Annotated in this window: 17 protein-coding genes; 12 read left to right on the top strand and 5 right to left on the bottom strand. The window is 27.7% G+C overall.

Annotated elements, in window-relative coordinates; genetic code table 11:
- Nucleotides 1–85: 85 nt before the first annotated feature.
- From R4I97_RS10250 to R4I97_RS10240, 3 genes are read left to right on the top strand one after another with little or no spacing between them, the layout of a single operon-like run.
- Nucleotides 86–1387 carry a UDP-glucose/GDP-mannose dehydrogenase family protein gene (locus R4I97_RS10250; protein ID WP_335784954.1) on the top strand — a complete coding sequence of 434 codons (1302 nt, stop codon included), beginning with the start codon at nt 86–88 and terminating at the stop codon, nt 1385–1387.
- Nucleotides 1388–1393: 6 nt separating this feature from the next.
- Nucleotides 1394–1894, top strand: a complete 501-nt coding sequence (locus tag R4I97_RS10245) for a phosphoesterase (protein WP_335784953.1) — start codon at nt 1394–1396, stop codon at nt 1892–1894.
- A 16-nt stretch (nt 1895–1910) separates the two neighbouring features.
- Nucleotides 1911–3068, top strand: coding sequence for a DUF6348 family protein (locus R4I97_RS10240; protein WP_335784952.1), 1158 nt, complete (start codon nt 1911–1913; stop codon nt 3066–3068).
- On the opposite strand, the gene R4I97_RS10235 is transcribed toward R4I97_RS10240, so the two are convergent.
- Nucleotides 3065–5077 carry an FUSC family protein gene (locus R4I97_RS10235; RefSeq protein WP_335784951.1) on the bottom strand — a complete coding sequence of 671 codons (2013 nt, stop codon included), beginning with the start codon at nt 5075–5077 and terminating at the stop codon, nt 3065–3067. The genes R4I97_RS10240 and R4I97_RS10235 overlap by 4 nt on opposite strands.
- Before the next feature lie 261 nt (nt 5078–5338).
- On the opposite strand from R4I97_RS10235, the gene R4I97_RS10230 reads away from it, so the two are divergent.
- The gene (locus R4I97_RS10230) at nt 5339–6136 is read left to right on the top strand and encodes an undecaprenyl-diphosphate phosphatase (RefSeq protein WP_335784950.1); all 798 of its coding nucleotides are present in this window, start codon (nt 5339–5341) and stop codon (nt 6134–6136) included.
- Nucleotides 6137–6156: 20 nt separating this feature from the next.
- Nucleotides 6157–9759 (top strand): DNA translocase FtsK 4TM domain-containing protein, encoded by a 3603-nt coding sequence (locus R4I97_RS10225; protein ID WP_335784949.1) that lies wholly within the window; start codon nt 6157–6159, stop codon nt 9757–9759.
- A gap of 66 nt (nt 9760–9825) precedes the next feature.
- Here R4I97_RS10225 and R4I97_RS10220 read toward each other — a convergent pair whose 3' ends face one another.
- Nucleotides 9826–9975: a hypothetical protein gene (locus R4I97_RS10220; RefSeq protein WP_335784948.1), complete on the bottom strand. Its 150-nt coding sequence runs from the start codon at nt 9973–9975 to the stop codon at nt 9826–9828.
- A gap of 139 nt (nt 9976–10114) precedes the next feature.
- On the bottom strand, nt 10115–10333 hold the full coding sequence (locus R4I97_RS10215; RefSeq protein WP_335784947.1) for a hypothetical protein: 219 nt from the start codon (nt 10331–10333) through the stop codon (nt 10115–10117).
- A 172-nt stretch (nt 10334–10505) separates the two neighbouring features.
- Here R4I97_RS10215 and R4I97_RS10210 point away from each other — a divergent pair, with 172 nt between their 5' ends.
- From R4I97_RS10210 to R4I97_RS10190, 5 genes are all read left to right on the top strand, one after another.
- Nucleotides 10506–11243, top strand: coding sequence for a HEAT repeat domain-containing protein (locus tag R4I97_RS10210; protein ID WP_335784946.1), 738 nt, complete (start codon nt 10506–10508; stop codon nt 11241–11243).
- A gap of 114 nt (nt 11244–11357) precedes the next feature.
- Nucleotides 11358–12569: a dicarboxylate/amino acid:cation symporter gene (locus tag R4I97_RS10205; RefSeq protein ID WP_335784945.1), complete on the top strand. Its 1212-nt coding sequence runs from the start codon at nt 11358–11360 to the stop codon at nt 12567–12569.
- Between the two features lie 176 nt (nt 12570–12745).
- Nucleotides 12746–13945, top strand: coding sequence for a MalY/PatB family protein (locus R4I97_RS10200; RefSeq protein WP_335784944.1), 1200 nt, complete (start codon nt 12746–12748; stop codon nt 13943–13945).
- Between the two features lie 21 nt (nt 13946–13966).
- A complete protein-coding gene (locus tag R4I97_RS10195) occupies nt 13967–15199 on the top strand; it encodes a dicarboxylate/amino acid:cation symporter (protein WP_335784943.1) in 1233 nt (410 codons plus the stop codon).
- A 194-nt stretch (nt 15200–15393) separates the two neighbouring features.
- Nucleotides 15394–16635: an MFS transporter gene (locus R4I97_RS10190; RefSeq protein WP_335784942.1), complete on the top strand. Its 1242-nt coding sequence runs from the start codon at nt 15394–15396 to the stop codon at nt 16633–16635.
- Here the strand turns inward: R4I97_RS10190 and R4I97_RS10185 are convergent.
- Nucleotides 16624–17595, bottom strand: a complete 972-nt coding sequence (locus tag R4I97_RS10185) for a tRNA-dihydrouridine synthase family protein (RefSeq protein ID WP_335784941.1) — start codon at nt 17593–17595, stop codon at nt 16624–16626. The two genes, R4I97_RS10190 and R4I97_RS10185, sit on opposite strands and share 12 nt — an antisense overlap.
- A gap of 195 nt (nt 17596–17790) precedes the next feature.
- Complete coding sequence (locus tag R4I97_RS10180; RefSeq protein WP_335763493.1) at nt 17791–17967, bottom strand: type II toxin-antitoxin system HicB family antitoxin; 177 nt, start codon at nt 17965–17967, stop codon at nt 17791–17793.
- 380 nt (nt 17968–18347) lie between these two features.
- On the opposite strand from R4I97_RS10180, the gene R4I97_RS10175 reads away from it, so the two are divergent.
- Nucleotides 18348–18602, top strand: coding sequence for a DUF4160 domain-containing protein (locus R4I97_RS10175; RefSeq protein ID WP_335784940.1), 255 nt, complete (start codon nt 18348–18350; stop codon nt 18600–18602).
- 2 nt (nt 18603–18604) lie between these two features.
- On the top strand, nt 18605–18880 hold the full coding sequence (locus tag R4I97_RS10170) for a DUF2442 domain-containing protein (protein ID WP_335784939.1): 276 nt from the start codon (nt 18605–18607) through the stop codon (nt 18878–18880).
- The last annotated feature ends 78 nt before the right edge of the window (nt 18881–18958 follow it).

Here is an 18958-nt window from a genome sequence, read left to right as displayed (position 1 = left end):
TATCTATAAATTTTACTTGACAATGTAGTTCTTTATTATATGATAAAATAAATTAAAAGTCTATATCATAAAGAGAGGAACAATAATGGAATTATGTATAATAGGTACAGGTTATGTTGGACTTATAACTGGTGCTTGTTTAGCTGAAATGGGAAATTATGTTACATGTGTAGATAACGATAAAGAAAAACTAAAAAAATTACAAAATGGAATTACTCCATTATATGAACCTGGATTAGAAGAGCTTATAGTATCAAATGTATCTGAGGGCAGATTAGAGTTTACAGATGATTTAGATTATGCTGTAAAAAAATCCATTGCTTGTTTTATAGCAGTAGGCACTCCTTCTGGAGATGATGGAAGCTGTGATTTAAGTTTTGTACTTTCTGTGGCTAATGATATAGGCAAGGCTATGAATGGATATAAAGTAATTGTTGATAAATCTACTGTGCCTGTAGGAACTCATAAATTAGTAGAGGACGCTATTAAAAAGCATTATAATGGAGAGTTTGATGTAGTTTCTAATCCTGAGTTTTTAAAACAAGGGGCTGCTGTTGATGATTTTCTAAAGCCTGACAGAGTTGTTATTGGCTCTAATTCTGAAAAAGCAATAGACATTATGAGAGATATTTATAATCCATTTACAAGGACGGGGAATCCTATTATTATTATGGATGTGCGTTCTGCTGAGATGACTAAATATGCTGCCAATGCTTTTCTTGCTACAAAGATTTCTTTTGCTAATGAGATTGCTAATATATGTGAAAAAGTTGGGGCTAATGCTGATTTGGTGAGAATTGGTATGTCCAGCGACAGAAGAATAGGAAATCAATTTTTATTCCACGGGCTTGGATATGGCGGAAGCTGTTTCCCTAAAGATGTGCAGGCTTTAATAAAAACTGCTTCAGATTATGGAATTAATTCTGATTTACTTAAGGCTACTCATCAAGTAAATATTAATCAAAGAAAAATTTTCGTTGAAAAGATATTAAAATATTATAATAATGAGATAAACGGAAAAACTTTTGCTTTATGGGGACTAGCATTCAAACCTAGAACTAATGATATGAGAGAGGCTCCTGCCATCACAATCATTAATATGCTTCTTGAAAGGGGTGCTCAAATAAGAGCTTATGACCCTAAAGCTTTTGATAGTGCTAAGGCTATATTTGGAGATAAGATATATTATGCTGAAAACTCTTATGATGCTTTAGAAAATGCTGATGCTTTAGTGCTTGTTACAGAGTGGAATGAGTTTAGAAGACCTAGTTTTGACAAAATAAAAGAATTATTAAAAGAACCTGTTATATTTGACGGCAGAAATCAATACGACAAACAAAGAATGACTGAAAGAGGAATAAAATATATATCTTTAGGAAATGCTTAAAAAATAATGATATATTTTACTTCAGATACTCATTTTTTCGGCAGCATGCATGCTAATAGAAAGTTATTATTTAGTAACTACAACGACATGCATAAAATAATAGTTGATAATTGGAACTCTGTTGTAAATAATAATGATGACATATATATAATTGGCGATTTCTCTAATGAAAAAGGATATATAAAAACAACAGAGCTTCTAAAAAACTTAAATGGAAACAAGTATCTAATAAAAGGCAGTAATGATAAATTTTTAGAAAATAAAAAATTCGATTATTCTCTTTTTAATTTTGTAAAAGATTATCATATACTTAATTTTGAAAACACAAAAATAATATTATTCCACTACCCTATATTAGAATGGGAAGGCTATCATCAAAACTCAATTTTAATTCATGGTCATTGGCATCAAGACAAAAAATACAATACCAGAGCATTTAATGTAGCTTCAGATATTCATAACTTCAAACCAGTATCCATAAAACAAATATTGAATAATATAAATTAAATGTTATTATATAATTATGAATATATACAAACAATTACTTTTAAATAGACTTCATAAAAGCATACAGGATAAAAATAAAATAGAAAATGAAACCATAAGACTTTTAACTTATGATGTAACAATAGAGCCTAAAATTGTGGAACTTGAAGAGAAAAGCAGTGTATTATGTTCTGTTTATTTTTATATAAAAGCTCCAATAATAGGGGAAGATTTTTATGAATACTGTTCTGTTATAGCTAATGATAAATATAAGGCTATAGAATTGGTTGCTGATGATTTTGTTTACTGTGCTTTTAATGGAATGATTGACTTTTTAAATGGTGTTTCTCATCATGAGATAGATACTTATATACTTGGAAATAAAAAAAGATTTAGCGTATGCGAAAGCCCTATAATAGGTCTTGGAAGCAGTATTGAAAAAGAAAAATTTTATAATGAATATGTAAAAAATGATGACAGCAATAATTATTCTTCTTTTTTGTGGTATGCTATAAGCAGAGAGATTCCTTTTATGCTTGCAAATACTAGAGTAAATATTATTAAAGTATATGGTGCTAAAATGCCTGATGGTGAAATTGTTACAGAATGCTATATAAATAATAATCATAGCGAAAGTATTGAAAATGCTATAATTGAATATATTGATAAATGGGACAACAAAGAAGAGTTTTTTTCTATAAAGCAATTCTTTTTTATTCTTCAATATGATTATAGTTATAAAAAATATCCATACACGAGAGAAGAGATTGAATATTTTGTAATAGAATATGTATTGGAATTTGAAAAAAGTCATCAAAATTATGAAATGTTTATAAACAACATTAAAAACATAATAACAGATAAAAATATAAGAGAAGAGATTATTAACTTCGTCCCAGAAATATGCACAGAAAATGCTTTTAAAGATGTTAGGTTTGACGAGAGAGTAAAAGTTAATATAGGCTCTAACAATTACACAATATTAAAAAGCCAATTTACAAGCTACAAATATATAGAAGATGCATTAATAGATGGGTTTTCTAATAAAATATTTAAAGAAGAAACATTCAATAATTTAATACATATAAGCAATTCATACAACATTATATACGAAGCTATGCAAAATAATATTAAAACTAAAGACATAATAGTTTCAACAACATTTAATTTTACAGAAGATTATCAGTATATTTAAAATATATTATTTATATTATCTTTTATAGATGCATTTACAGAGTTAATAGAATCAAAACAATTTTGAAGCCTATAAAATATATAAGAATCAGTTTTTATTGGTTCTTTTAAATCTTTGCTATTAAAATCATCAATTTCATTTTTAAATAGTTTTGCTATATTCTCTAAAATAAATGATATATTTTCTATAAACATAAGCATATTATTTTTATCTTCTTTCCTGTTGTATTTTTTTAATAAATATATTAACTGCTCAGCTTCTACTATAAACTTTCTATTTGCCTCTATAAGTGAATCTGTAATTGGAGTACCTTTATATTTAGTTTGATTTTTTTCATGTATTATAATATTGTTTTTTATCATATATGCTTTTAATAATATTTCATACAAATAGCTTGAAGTATCTTCACTATTAATAACTCTTTTCATTTGATTAATTATCATAGTATCTATTTCTATAAGCTCACTAATTTTATCAACCATACCCTTATGGCTTTCGGTCTTCATTATAAAGTTGTCAAAAAGCCATACTATAAACAAAGCAATCATAATAAATCCTACTCTCGATGAAGTAGAAAGTAATTTCGTCATATACGGAAAAGAAGATATTAACGCAGACATTGTTCCGTATATTTTTTTAAATAAAGTATTTATAGAAGCTAAAGACAATACAAAGCATAACCCTATAAAAGGTATAATCATATAATAAGGCATATATCTAAATACCGCACCAAATATTAAAACTCCTATAATATTTCCTATAAGATTAATTTTTAAATTAGCCTTAACATCTTCATAAAAAGGATACATCATTATATAAGAAAGTATAGGAAGCCAATAACCTCTTATAGCTATTTTATCAGGCAAAAAATATCTAATCGTAAAACTTATACACATTATAATGCCCATCTTTAAAGCAAATCTAAAATGACATTTATTAATATTAAACTCTTTTCTTATTATTCTAAATTTTAAATAAAACTCTTTTTCTATCTCTAAATCATCAGCCCTATTCTCAAACATATTATGCAGTATATTATCAAGCTTTCTTAATACATAAAGCCACTCATAATTTTTATTTTCATCGCTAATAGTATGATTATCATTAAAAGTTTTTATTTGTTTTGTTATAGAATTAAACTCTTCTTCTTTTTTGGTAATATCATTTTTTAAAAACTCTCTAATATTTTCTAAAAGCTTATGTAAATTAGAAAAATAATTAAAATCACTATCTATTAAATTATTAATGTTCTTATACTCTTTTTCTATTAATTGATTGATTTCTTCCAAAAATAATACAAACTCAAAATCATTAATATTCTTATTGCTCATAATAGAGTTTCTTTTTAATGAATCTGTATATATAGAAGATGTATATAGCTTAATAGTAGAAAACAAATCGTCTATCTTTTTTAAATCACACTTTTTGCTGCATAGTAAGAGTAATTTTTTGTTTATAATGCCAATACATTTTGAGGCCAAAGCATTATTATTATTTTTAGTAAGTATTTTGTTTAATGATAAGAATATAAATATAATGATTAGAGCAAAACCAATAGATTCCATTCTAAGATGTATATTTTCTATTGGTATATTATAAGCTTGAAATATCACATAAGCAAAACCATATATAAAATATCCCCTCGGAACAAAATCATCAGATAATAAAAACACTATTAAAAAAGGTACTACAAAATTAAGTATTATTATTAAAAAAATATTTTGTTCTGCAATGGTAGCTATAAACCCAAGCAAAAGTATTCTAAAAGCTACGAGAGGATAATTTGATGCTGTGAAACTTTGACGCATTAATCCACATATAAATATACTCACAACACCAATAGTAGAGTTCTCTCTTCCATAAAGTTTTGCTGTTATAACAAGAATAAAAAGCCCTACCAAAACACTTGGAGTAAAGTCTGCTACCCTTTTTAAAAATGATATAAATATTTCTTTTTGCTTTATATAAAAATCTTTTGACAATAGATTTGAATTTATTACTTTATTCATACTAATTACTATAAACAAAAATAAAAAAATAGTCAATAAATAATATATTTTTGATTAAGATTATATTTTTTTAATAATAGTAAAATAATATAAAAATATGTTTATTATACTACACTTTATAAAAAGCTATTATAAAAAATATAATATATTTACAATATTAATTAGAGTTTACATAATTTTTTTGTATTGTTTTTTTAAAACTATCCGAGAATTATAATAGTATTATGTAAACAATATATAAACAATAGGGGTAGTTTTTTAATGGTAAAAGCAATTATATTAGGATTTATTCAAGCGGTTACTGAATTTTTGCCAGTATCTAGTTCTGGACATTTAAGAATAGCAGAATATTTTCTTCAGTTTAATACAGAAAATATATTATCTTTTGAAATAGCACTTCATTTTGGTACTTTTTTAGCTACTTGTTTGGTATTTCGTAAGGATATTATTAATGCAATAGTTGGTTTTTTTTCTGGATTAAAAGATGTTAAATATTCAAGCAAAAATAATGAGGGTTTCAGAGTTGGGCTTATGGTAATTATTGCTTCAATACCTGTTGCTATAGTTGGATTATTTTTAGAGAAATATTTAAGTAATATAGATACTCAAAGGGTTGGACTTAATCTCATTATAACTGGTTCTATACTGCTTCTTACAAAAAAGGCAGACAGAGGAATTAATAAAGATGCCCTTACAACTACCTATTATAATGCTTTATTGATTGGTTTTGCTCAGGCTATAGCTGTTTTTCCAGGAATATCAAGGTCGGGTATGACTATAAGTACGGCTTTATTTTTGGGGCTTAATAGGGATTTTGCGGGAAGATTTTCTTTTTTAATATCTTTACCTGCTATATTTGGTGCTTTGCTTCTTTCTTTAAAAGATTTAACAGACTTTAATATTACTTATGTGATAGTAGGACTTGCTACTTCTTTTATATTTGGAGTTATTGCATTAAAGTTTTTGATGTCTTTTCTTAAAAAAGGAAAGCTTTATTACTTTAGTTTTTACTGCATAATAGTTGGTTTAGCTGTGTATATATATTTTATTAATGCTTAAAGATAGCTGGAGTTTTTATAATGTTTACTAAAAGAAAATTAAACATACAAAAAAGAGCTGAGAGTAAAAATGTTTATCAATCTTATAACGATAAAAATAGAAACCCTGTATATGATATTATTGGTTTTTTATGCATACTTTTTGCAGGTATATTAATTTTATCATATTTGAGTGCTAACATAGGAGAGATGAATACTACACTCACAACAAATAATTTACTTGGTAAGTTTGGTGCTTATATTGCTGAGTATTCATTTTCTGCTTTTGGAGTTTCTTGTTTTGTAATACCTGCATTTTTTGTATATGCGGGAGTAAATATTATATTAAAAAATTCTGTTAAAAATATTTTGATGTTTGCTCTTCTTTTATCATTTGTGATGATGTTGTCCAGCATACTTTTTGATATATTACTTGGAGAGAGAGCATTTTATTATAAAGGCGGAATAATGGGAGAAATTATAGGAGGTACACTTGCTTCATTATTTGGAAATATTGGCTCTGTTATAATAACTTCTGCCATGCTGCTTATCACTATAATAGTATTTGCTAAAATTTCATTGCTTGATTTAGTTAATTATTGCAAAGATATGGTAAAAAAAATAGATTTAAAAGATGTTGAGAGAAAAATATCTGACACGATAAAGACTAAAAAAGAAGAGATGAAAAAATATAAAATGATGGAAGATGAAATAAAGAAAGATGGAGATGAAAAAAATTATAAAAAAGAAAATAATAATAAAAGTTCCTCTATAGACTATTTACCTATATTTAGCAAAAAAGAAGTATCTGATTTTGAGTTTAATAATACTCCATTTATAGAAAAAATATCTTTTAATCATTATGATTTATTTGATAAAAAATATAATAATAAATATGATAATAAAAATGAAAACATAATGGAAGACTTTTTCAATAAGAGAAATGATTTTGATGATGCTAAAAACAAAGAATTAGATTATATGGTTGAGAGTTTAAATAATTTGAAAAGAGATAATTATGGAAGAATTAATGTTAATACAATAGAATACCAAGAAGAGGATATGGGCAATTCTTTATTTGAGGCTGCATTTGGAAATAACATAAAAACAGATATAAAAAAAAAAGAAGACAGTTTCAATCAATATAATGAATTAAAACAATATGATGATGAATATAATAAAAATGTTCATGAGGCTATAGAAAATATTGATTGGGATTTTAGCATTAATAGAGCCAAAAAATCAGATTTTAAAAAGGCTGCTTATGAGGATAGTGTTAATTATTATGATACAACAGAAAATTTTTTGAAAGCTCAAAATAGCATCAATAATGATTATGATGAGAGTATTATACTTGAAAACATATATAAAAATAGAGAGAAAAAATTTAGAGAGTTAAATAATAATAATGATGAGCAAATAGAAAATAACAAAATAGAATATATTGAAGACTTAGATAAATTATATAAGGAATATAAAGCAAAAACTCTAAAAAAAGAAAACACTATAAATCAGCCTAATAATGATTTTAATGACATATCTGTTTCATACAAAAATACTGATAATAATAAAGAAAATATATTAGATAAACTAAGAAGAGTTGCTAATGAAAATAAGCAATTAAAAGAAATGTATGACAGAGAGCATGGCAAAATAAAAAGAGGCACTAACAACAATGAACAATTAAATTACTCAGAACAAACAACTAATAAAAGCAGCCACTTTGAGTTTCCTATGGGCTATGCTTCAAAGAGAGCTTATAGAAGAGAAGACCATATACCGAACTACAATAACAATAATATTATTGATGATGATAGTATATTAAATTGTTTTGATTTGGACGAAGAAGAGCTTTACAATGTTGATAAGTCTTATAATGATATAGAAGACGTAAAAATAAAAGATAATTTAAGAGAGCAGCATAATTTTTCAAATGATTCTAAATATTATGATAATACAAGCAATAATAATGAAGAAGAATATGATGTTGAAAAAGAACTTCAGAAATATGCTGAAAAATTAAACTCTATAGAAGACATAAAAAATGATAATGAAACTAATAGCGGTTTTATAAATATAGAATCAGAAAAAAAAGTAAACACATTAAAAGAGCCTCAAAAACCAATATTATATAAAAATCACAAAAATGATTTTGACTTAATACAATCAAACTTTGACAGTAAGTATGTAGATAAGCATTATAAAGCTCCGCCATTCGATTTACTTAATAGGTCAATTCCTGTAAATGATAATGCAATGCTTGAATCTATAAAACAAACAGCAATACAATTAGAAAACACATTGCTTGATTTTAATATAGAAGCTAAAGTTACAGGAGTATCAAGAGGACCTGTTATTACAAGATATGAACTTGAATTAGCGGCAGGTACTAGAGTTTCAAAAATATCAAACTTAACAGACAATATTGCTTTAGCGCTTGCTTCAGAGAGTGTGAGAATAATAGCACCAATTCCAGGTCGCTCTGTTATAGGTATAGAGATACCAAACAAGGTGAGAAATGCTGTGTTTTTAAGAGATGTATTAGAAAGCAGCGATTTTAGACAATCAAAGCTTGATATACCGTTTGTATTAGGAAAAGGCATATATGGAAACAATGTTGTATCAGATATGTCTGAAGCTCCTCACTTGCTTGTTGCTGGTACTACTGGTTCTGGTAAAAGTGTTTGTTTATCTACAATAATACTTTCGCTTTTATACAAGTTTAGACCTGATGAATTAAAATTTATATTTGTAGATAAAAAGAGAGTTGAGCTTTCTATATATAACGGCATACCGCATTTAATGTCTCCTGTTGTTTCTGATGAGAAGAAGGCTACTATAGTATTGAGATATATTGTAGACATAATGGAGAAAAGATACGAAAGAATGGAGAGATTCTTCGTTAGAAATGTTAAAACTTACAATGAAAAAGTAAAACAGCTTCTTAAAGAGGGAGAGACAGAGTTTAATGGAGAGCCTTTGGAGTTATTTCCATATATAGTTTTGGTGATAGATGAGCTTCACAATTTGATGGTTGTTGCTTCAAAAGAGGTTGAGGATTTAATATCACGTTTGGCTGGTATGAGTAGAGCTGTTGGCATACATTTAATAATTGCTACACAAAGACCTTCGGCTGATGTTGTTACTGGAGTTATAAAGGCTAATTTGCCTACAAGAATTGCATTCCAAGTGCCTAACAAAACAAACTCACGTATTATAATAGATATGTCTGGTGCTGAGCAATTACTCGGTAAGGGAGATGCTTTATTCTGTGCTTCTGGAAGTCAGATGCCTGAGAGGGTTCAGGGTGCTTTTGTTTCTGACAATGAAGTTAAGAAGGTAGTTGACTATTTATCTGGGGAGATGTCTCCTATGTTTGATGAGAGCTTGATTGCGGCATTAGAGGGAAGCGATGATGACAAAAACACTGATGAAGAGGATATATTAGACGAAGAGCTTTGGGAAGATGCTGTTGAACTTGTAGCAAGAACAGGTAAGGCGAGCGCATCATTTCTACAACGCAGATTAAAAATAGGCTATAACCGTGCTGCAAGAATAGTAGAGATTATGGAACGTCAAGGTATTGTGGGGCCTGAAAATGGCTCTAAACCAAGAGAAGTGTTAATTACATTAGATGATAGATAATAAGATTTTAAGGCTCGTTTACTATTGGTAGGCGGGCTTTTTATATACAAAGTTTATATAAAAAACTTATTTTGAATTGCTTTCTACTATTTTAGTTATATATTCATCGTCTTGCAATCTATTGTTTATATTATCTTCTTTATTATCTTTGTCATTGCAAGAAACAACAAAACTAAATAATATTAGAGTTAGTAATAATAATATTTTTTTATACATAAATACTCCAAATATTACTAAACATTATTAATCTATATTTTTCATACTTTTATATTATCGGTATATATGTTATACAAAATTAATGTATTATTATAAATATGTGCAACAAAATATATTTTATATAATTATATAATTTAAATTATTTTTTATTTATGATAACGAAATATGGAATCAGTATAGAAAAAAATATTGCTGAACAAAAAAGAAAATCTTCTACTCCGATATTGTAGCTGTATTTTATAAAACTCTTGTCATGTCTAAATGGTGTAGGCTTAGAATCTCCATCTGGCCCTTTACATTCTTCCTGAGAGAAAATAACTATAATAGATAATATTGCTATAAATAAAAGTTTTTTCATAACATAAACTAAAGTAATATATATTTAAAAGTTGTTATAAAGCAAAATATGCATCTACAATATTAATTTTACATCTATAACATTAAAAAAATATTCTATACTAAAATAAATTACTTGCAATTATTTTACAATAAATATATGATTGAAGTAAACATAAAAAAGGGGGGTTATAATGCTCAAAAAAATATTCATTTCAACATTGGTTCTTGTATTTTCTGTAACAACTATATTTGCACAAGAAACTGCACAAACAACAACTGACACTACTGCTCAAGATTCTAATAACACAACAGGTGAAAAACCAAGAGAACAATTAGATCAAAATTTCGTAGATGCTTTAGTTAATCAAGATGAAGAGCTTTTAATTAATGCTATAGAAACTGGTTCACCATCAGTTAAAGCATTATGTTTTGAAGCTTTAAGTAAAAAAGGCGTTACTAGTGATTCAGCTATAAGAACAATCAATAGATATGTTGGTTATGGTTTAGGAACTTCTACTAGCTCTAATGCTGATTCTACTGTAAGATATCAGGCATTACAAGCTGCAAAAATTGCTAAATCTGAAACTAGTGTAGATTACATATCTCAAATGCTTTTTGCTGAACAAGAAACTTTTAATATCATAGCTGCTGTACAAGCTTTAGGTGATATAGGAAGTGAAAAAGCTGTTCCTGCTTTACTTTTCCAATTAAGATTAGGAAGAACTCAGGGCATAGTTTATGAAGTAGCTGTTGCTTTAGGTAAAATAGGAAGCCCTATGGCTTTAGGTGATTTAATAGACCTTTCTCAAGATGATCAGTACTTCTTAGCTATTAGACAAGCTGCTATAGATGCTATTAAAAATATTAAACCTGCTGCTAATAATAATACTCAACAAAATAATCAAACTACTGAAACTACTCAGCAATAATAATATATTTTATAGTATATATCAAAAAGCCCTCTATTATATAAATAGATGGGCTTTTTTAATTTATAAGTTTATATAATAATATATAGTTTTTAATAGATATTAGGGGTTTATATGAATATATTAAGAAATTATAAATTTTCGTTTATTTTAATTTTAGGAATGTTAGCAGGCTCTATAATTGGGGCAATATTTGGTGAAAAGGCTGCTATACTTCAACCTATTGCTGATATATTTTTGAATTTGCTTTACTGCTGTGTTGTACCTATGATATTTGTTTCTCTTGTATATTCTATATCAAATATGGAAAATACAAATAAGCTCGGAAAAGTATTAGGCATAATGATAGTGATATTTTTATTAGCTGAAATTATAGCGGCTATATATATGCTTATAATAACTATAATATTTAATCCTGCAGAGGGAGCTAATATTGCTATGAATGAAACTATAACTAACATGACTAGTAATTCAAATATATTGGCAATGTTTACGGTTAATGATTTTCCGCTTTTATGGTCTAGACAAAATTTAATGGCTTTAATAGTATTTGCAATGCTAATAGGAATCGCTACGGTTAAGGTAGGAGAAGTTGGAAAACCTGTAGTAAAATTTTTTGGTTCTTTAACTTCAATAATATCAAAAGTAGTTTCGTATGTAATGTATATAGCCCCTATTGGTCTTGGAGCTTTCTTTGCAACATTAGTAGGACAAAACGGAGCAGCACTTTCAGGACCATTATCCAGAGCTTTAATAATATATTTTATAGCGGCTATAGTATTTTATTTTGTATCTAATACAGTATTTGCTTATCTTGCTGCTGGAATAAAGGGAATAAAATTATTTTGGAAATATATAATACCGCCTTCTTTAGTTTCCTTAGGAACATGTTCTTCTGCCGCTACAATACCAACAAATTTAATAGCAGGAAAAAATATTGGAATACCTGATGATATTAACGATTTAACTATACCTATGGGATGTAATTTGCATAAATCTGGTGCTACTCTAATAACCATATTAAAAATTACATTTATGTGCAGTATGTTTAATATAAACATATTAGAACCTCAAAACATAATAACAGCCATATTAGTATCAGTTTTAGCATCATCTGTAATGGGGGCCATACCTGCAGGAGGATATGTTGGAGAGATTTTTATAATATCTGCTTTTAATTTTCCACCAGAATCTATACCTATTATGGTTTTAATTGGTACAATCACTGATGCCCCTGCTACTACGATAAATGCCACAAATGATGTGGGGGCTGGTATGTTGCTAGCAAGAATTTTTAAAGGTAAAAATTGGATAAAAGATAATTAATTACTATATTAAATATTAATTTTATAAATGCTTAATAATATATATTATTAAGCATTTTTTATTAGATAAAATTGATTTTAATAATCATTAATTGCTGTAACACATATTTTCATTGTTGATATAATAGAATAATTGCATATACTTTATTGTATAATAATTAGTTTTAAGGATTTTTTATGACTATAGAAGAATTTAATAGTAAATATTTAGTAAACAGAGAAGGTACAAATTCCCAGAAATGGGAAACCAAAAAAGATAGAAGATTTAAAGTAGACGGTTTAATTCCAATGTGGGTAGCAGACATGGAATTCAGGGCTCCGGATGAGGTTATAGAAGCTTTAAAAAAAAGAATTTCTCATGGAGTATTTGGATACACAGTTTTATGGGATAGCTATTTTGAAGCATTTTTTAATTGGCAAAAAAGCAAATATAATATAGATTTAGAAGAAGAATGGATAAACTTTTCAACAGGCGTAGTAACTGCATTATACTGGTTAGTTAATGCTTTTACTAATAAGGGAGATAGTGTTGTAATACTCACTCCGGTTTATTATCCGTTTCACAATGCTGTTAAAGACAATGAAAGAAATTTAATAAAATGTGAATTAAAAAACGATAATGGCGTATTTTCTATTGATTTTGAAAAGTTAGAAAGTGATATAGTAAAAAACAATGTAAAACTTATGATATTCTGTAATCCTCATAACCCTGCTGGAAGAGTGTGGACTGATGAAGAAATAGATAAAACTTTTGATATATGTAAAAAACACAATGTGTATATTATATCTGATGAGATTCACCAAGACATAAATTTAGGTGTAAGGCCATTTATTTCTGCACTTTCTATTAAAAATAAAGATAAATACTTAGATAGATTAATAGTTTTATCTTCAGCTTCAAAAACATTTAACTTAGCATGTCTTTTAAACTCTCATATTATAATACCAGATGAAAAGATGAGAGAAAAATATAATAAATATGTGAACACTGTTAATAGAACAGAATTAAGTTTATTAGGAATGGTTGCTACAGAAGCAGCATATAAATATGGTTCAGATTGGCTTGACGGACTTTTAAAAACTTTAAAACGCAATTATGAATATATAAGAGATGAATTAAAAACAAAAGTACCTGAAATAATAACAAGCCCTTTAGAAGGAACTTATTTGCCTTTTATAGATTTAAGAAATGTAGTTAATCCAGACAGAGTAAAAGAGTTTATACAAGATGATTGCAAAATAGCTATAGACTTTGGAGAATGGTTCTCTGATAATTGTAAGGGCTTTATAAGAGTTAATATTGCAACAGATTTCAAATATATAGAGGAGTTTGTAAATAAAGTAACTTCACAATTAAAAAACAAAAACTATAAATAATTTTAAAAAAAGGAGATTTTTATGAAAAGTTCTTTTTGGAAAAATTATAAGTTTCCAATACTATTAGTTTCAGGCGTAGTTATAGGAAGTATATTGGGAATAATTCTCAAAGAGAAGGCCACAGTTTTAAAGCCGTTTGGGGATATATTTATTAATATACTATTTACTGTAGTTGTGCCTTTGATATTTTTATCTATTACAAACTCTATTATTCAAATGGATAATATGAAAAGATTAGGTAAAATAGTAGCTTCAATGTTTATAGTATTTATCATTACAGGACTTATTGCAGCAACTATAATGATAATTACTGTTAGAGTATTTAATCCGGCTGAAGGTTTTACTATGCCAATCACTCAAGTCGAAGAGCCTAATCCGCCTAAAGTTTCAGAACAATTAGTAAAAATGGTTACAGTTACAGATTTTAAAGACTTACTTTCTATAAGCAATATGCTACCACTTATAGTATTTTCTTTATTCTTTGGTTTTTCCATAAAATTAGTAGGAGAGAAAGCTAAGCCTTTAATCCCTGTTATTGAAGCGGCCACACTTGCTTTAATGAAATTAGTTAGCATTATAATGTATTATGCGCCTATTGGTTTAGGTGCTTATTTTGCAAATTTGGTTGGTAAGTTTGGACCAGAGTTAATAGGTACTTATGCGAGAGCTTGTGCTGTTTATTATCCTGCTGCTTTCTTATATTTCTTTATTTTCTTCCCTATTTATGGTTATATTGCTGCTGGAAAATATGGTGTAAAATCAATGAAGCATTTAATTACTCCTATGATAACTTCTTTATCAACTCAGAGTTCTATAGCTACCCTTCCTATCAACTTGGAAGCATCTGAAAAAATTGGCGTTAGCGAAGATGTTAGAAATATAGTTTTACCTATAGGTGCAACTGCCCATATGGACGGTACTTGTTTAAGCGGAATATTAAAAATAGCTTTTCTTTATGGTGTATTTGGAATGAACTTTACTGGAATTGATGTTTGGATTGGTTCTATAATATTTGTTGTACTTGCTGGAATGGCTAATGGTGCTATACCTGGCGGAGGACTTATAAGTGAGATGCTTATTGTTTCTATATATGGTTTTCCGCCTGAGGCTTTCCCATTAATAGCTACTATTGGTATATTGGTTGATCCGCCTGCTACTATGGTTAATTCTGTTGGTGATAATGTTGCTGGAATGTTGGTTTCAAGAATAGTAGAAGGAAAAGAATGGTTTAAGCAAAAAATCACTCAAGCCTAATTATTATACAAAAAAGCATGCTATTATTTTTGGCATGCTTTTTTTTGTAAAGTTCTTATAATTATTTTAATATATATATTTCTACATATTGATTAAAAGTATTTATATTTAGAATATAATAAAAATATAATTTCATTCTTTACAAACTTTTCATTTTTTTATATAATAAGCCAATCATATAATAGGCTAATAAAATGAAATTTAATTATACTCATACGCTATATGCAAGTTATAATGGATATATAACACAGGCTATAATTAATATTTTTCCTCCTCTTATTTTTATAGTATTTCAAAAAAATTTTAATATATCGCTCACACAAATAGGTTTATTATCTTCTTTTAATTTTGCTATTCAAATGATTATTGATTTTTTAGCTATTAAATTCATAGATAAAATAGGTTATAGAATACCAATAGTTTTAGCTCATATATTTTCTGCTTTTGGTTTAATAATGCTTGGAATACTTCCTTTTATTATTAATCCCTATATTGCTATACTAATATGCTTTTTTATTAATGCTATAAGCGGAGGTTTAATAGAAGTTTTAGTAAGTCCAATAGTAGAGGCGCTTCCAGAAAAACAAAAAACTAAAGCTATGAATATACTTCATTCTTTTTATTGTTGGGGTTCTATGGCGGTTGTAATATTTTCTACTATATACTTTAATGTATTTGGTATAGATAATTGGAAATATTTATCTATCATCTGGGCTATAGTTCCTTTAGTGAATATATTTTTGTTTGCTAATGTACCAATAAATATATTAACTACCCATAAAGAAAATAAAAATGCTGATAACACGGTATCTATAAGAAAATTATTATCTGTAAAAATAGTGTTAGTTTTTGTTTTGCTTATGATATGTGCAGGTGCCAGCGAGCAAACTATTGCACAGTGGGTATCATTATTTGCTGAGCTTGGACTTAACGTTAATAAAAGTTTTGGGGATATATTTGGGGCGAGTATGTTTGCTTTTTGTATGGGAATAGTTAGGCTTATTTATGGGCTTAAATCTGAGAAGATTGATATAATAAAAGCTCTTACTATATCTTCAACATTTTGCTTTATTGGTTATATTATAATAGTGTTTAGCCCTTATGCTTTAATATCTTTAGTAGGTTGTGCTTTAGTTGGGCTTTCTGCAGCTATAATGTGGCCTTCTGTGTTTAGCTTAGCATCAAAAACTTATAATAAGGGGGGGACTGCTATGTTTGCTTTGCTTGCTTTGGCTGGAGATGTTGGCTGCTCTATTGGGCCAGGTATTGTAGGTTTTGTTTCTAATAATAAAAAAATAATAAATATATTTAATAATATACTTTTAGATAATAATATCACACAAATAGGATTAAAGGCTGGTATATTTTTTGCTGTAATATTCCCTTTAATTATGTTTATAGCTTTAATGTTTTTTAGAAAGAAATCAATCTTTTAAAACTTCATCTATTAATATAAATAAATCCTTCTTATTTTCACATTTCATAAACTCTATTTTTTTATCCATTCTAAAGCCTGTGAGATATTTCATAATAAATTTACGCATAAAATGTATGCCGCTCACTTCCCCATAAAGTTCGCAGCAGCCGTTTATATGCTCTATTAAAACAGATTTTAAATTTCTACTATCATCATCATTATACTGAGAGTTATCATCAAATATAGTATTTAATTCTCTAAACACCCAAGGATTACCAATAGCTGCCCTTCCAACCATAATGCCATCAACCTTAGAGATTTCAAAAGCTTTTTTAGCATCTTCTTTTGTTTTTATATCTCCATTTCCAATCAATATATAATCTTCTCCTAATGCTTCTTTTACCTTAGCAATAGCCTCCCAATCTGCAACTCCTCTATATAAGTCGCTTGCATATCTGCCGTGAAGAGTGAGAAATACGGAACCATTCTCTTTTAACGCCAAAGCTCTCTCTATCTCACCGCCCTCGCCTCTCTGGAAGCCTAATCTTATCTTTACACTAACAGGCAAAGGAGAAACGCTTTTTACAGTATTGAGTATAGAAACCATTTTGTCTGTATCAGATAAAAGTCCAGCCCCTCCATTATTTCGCACAACCTTTTTTGTAGGGCAGCCCATATTAATATCTATAAACGAAAAACCTGATAAATCTGTAAGCTCTATTGCCTTTTTAAAATCATCTTCTTTATTTCCAAATATTTGCAAAGATATAGGATATTCATCTTCCTTATGTTCCATATATCTATAAGTCTTTTTAATCATTCTCGCCAAAGCAGCAGCACTCACTAGCTCCGTAACAAGTAAACCAGCACCAAACCTTCTTGAAAGTCTTCTAAATACATAATCTGTATAACCAGCCATTGGTGCTAAAAAAAACCTCGAAGGAATCTCTATATTTTCTATTGTTATTTTTCTATTCATAAATTAAAACCTTTATTTCAAGTTAGAGAATTATATACAATTAATAAAAAAGTTCAATAAAAAATAAAAAATTATAATATAGAATTGAATAATTAAGAATGGATATTATATTTCTTGCATACAGATAAAAAAATTAATTAGCTTATATAAGAAAACTATGTTATATACAAACAAAAAACACCAATCTTTCATATTTTATGATTTCTTTAATGGTATATTTTTCTCTTCAAAATATAATGCTATAACATTTTTTATTTCTTTTAAAGCTTCTTCCTCTGTTGCTCCGAAAGCACTTATATTATCTAATTCTTCTGATAAAGCTATATAACCTTCATCTTCTTCACTATAAAAAATTTTGATGCTGTATTTCATAATTACTCCTCCAATCTGTATTTTTTCACAAGAAATAAAAATTGTTTAACTTGATAAGGTTTCACCTCTCCATTAACATTTTGTATATTAATTAATTCACCGACACCTACTTTGGCTTCCTCTTTGCCTTTTACACACAAAACCAAAAGACTCTACAATATTACAAAAATAAGAGTACTTAATATTTTTGTTATTGTTTGTAAGTTTAGTTATAACTTCTTTTTTATTCATATTTAATCATAAAATTATTCAATATAAAATCAAGTATTCGCCATACGGAATTTCCGCAACAATCTATATCTACTACATTAAAGAACAATAAACCATTTGTAAAAACATAATCTATATGTTAAAATTAATTAAAAAATAAGGACTTAAAAATGCCTGTTATATCAAGATTTTATGGTATCATTATTAAAATGTATTTTCAACAGAAAGAGCATAATCCACCCCATTTTCACGCTATATATGGTGAGTATGTGGGTGTTATTGATATAAATGAATTAAAAATGATAGAAGGTGATTTACCTAATAAAGCATATTCTCTTGTATTGGAATGGGCTAAAGATAATCAAGACGAACTTTTAAATATGTGGAAGACTCAAAACTTTAAACAATTAGAACCTTTGGAGTAATTATGACTTTCCATAAAATTAAAAATGTTAAAGCTTTGGATAATCTTATTTTAGAGATAATATTTGAAAATGAAGAGATTAAATATTATGATATAAAAAAACTAATCTCTGAACATAAAGAGTTTGAAATTTTGAAAGATAGGAATTTATTTAATCTTGTAAAAGTGGATGTTGGAGGATATGGTATTTCTTGGAATGACGATTTAGATATATCATGCAACACTTTGTATCACGACTACTCGTCTAGCCCCATTAATAAGCCACAGCCTCACGCATAGCCCACCTCACCCCAACGCTAACACTCACCCCAACGCTAACACTCACTCCAACGCCTCAACCGAACTAAAAAAACGAGT

Source organism: Brachyspira pilosicoli, from assembly GCF_036997485.1.
Classification (GTDB): Bacteria; Spirochaetota; Brachyspiria; order Brachyspirales; family Brachyspiraceae; genus Brachyspira; species Brachyspira pilosicoli_C.
This window is presented reverse-complemented; position numbering and strand designations above follow the sequence as displayed.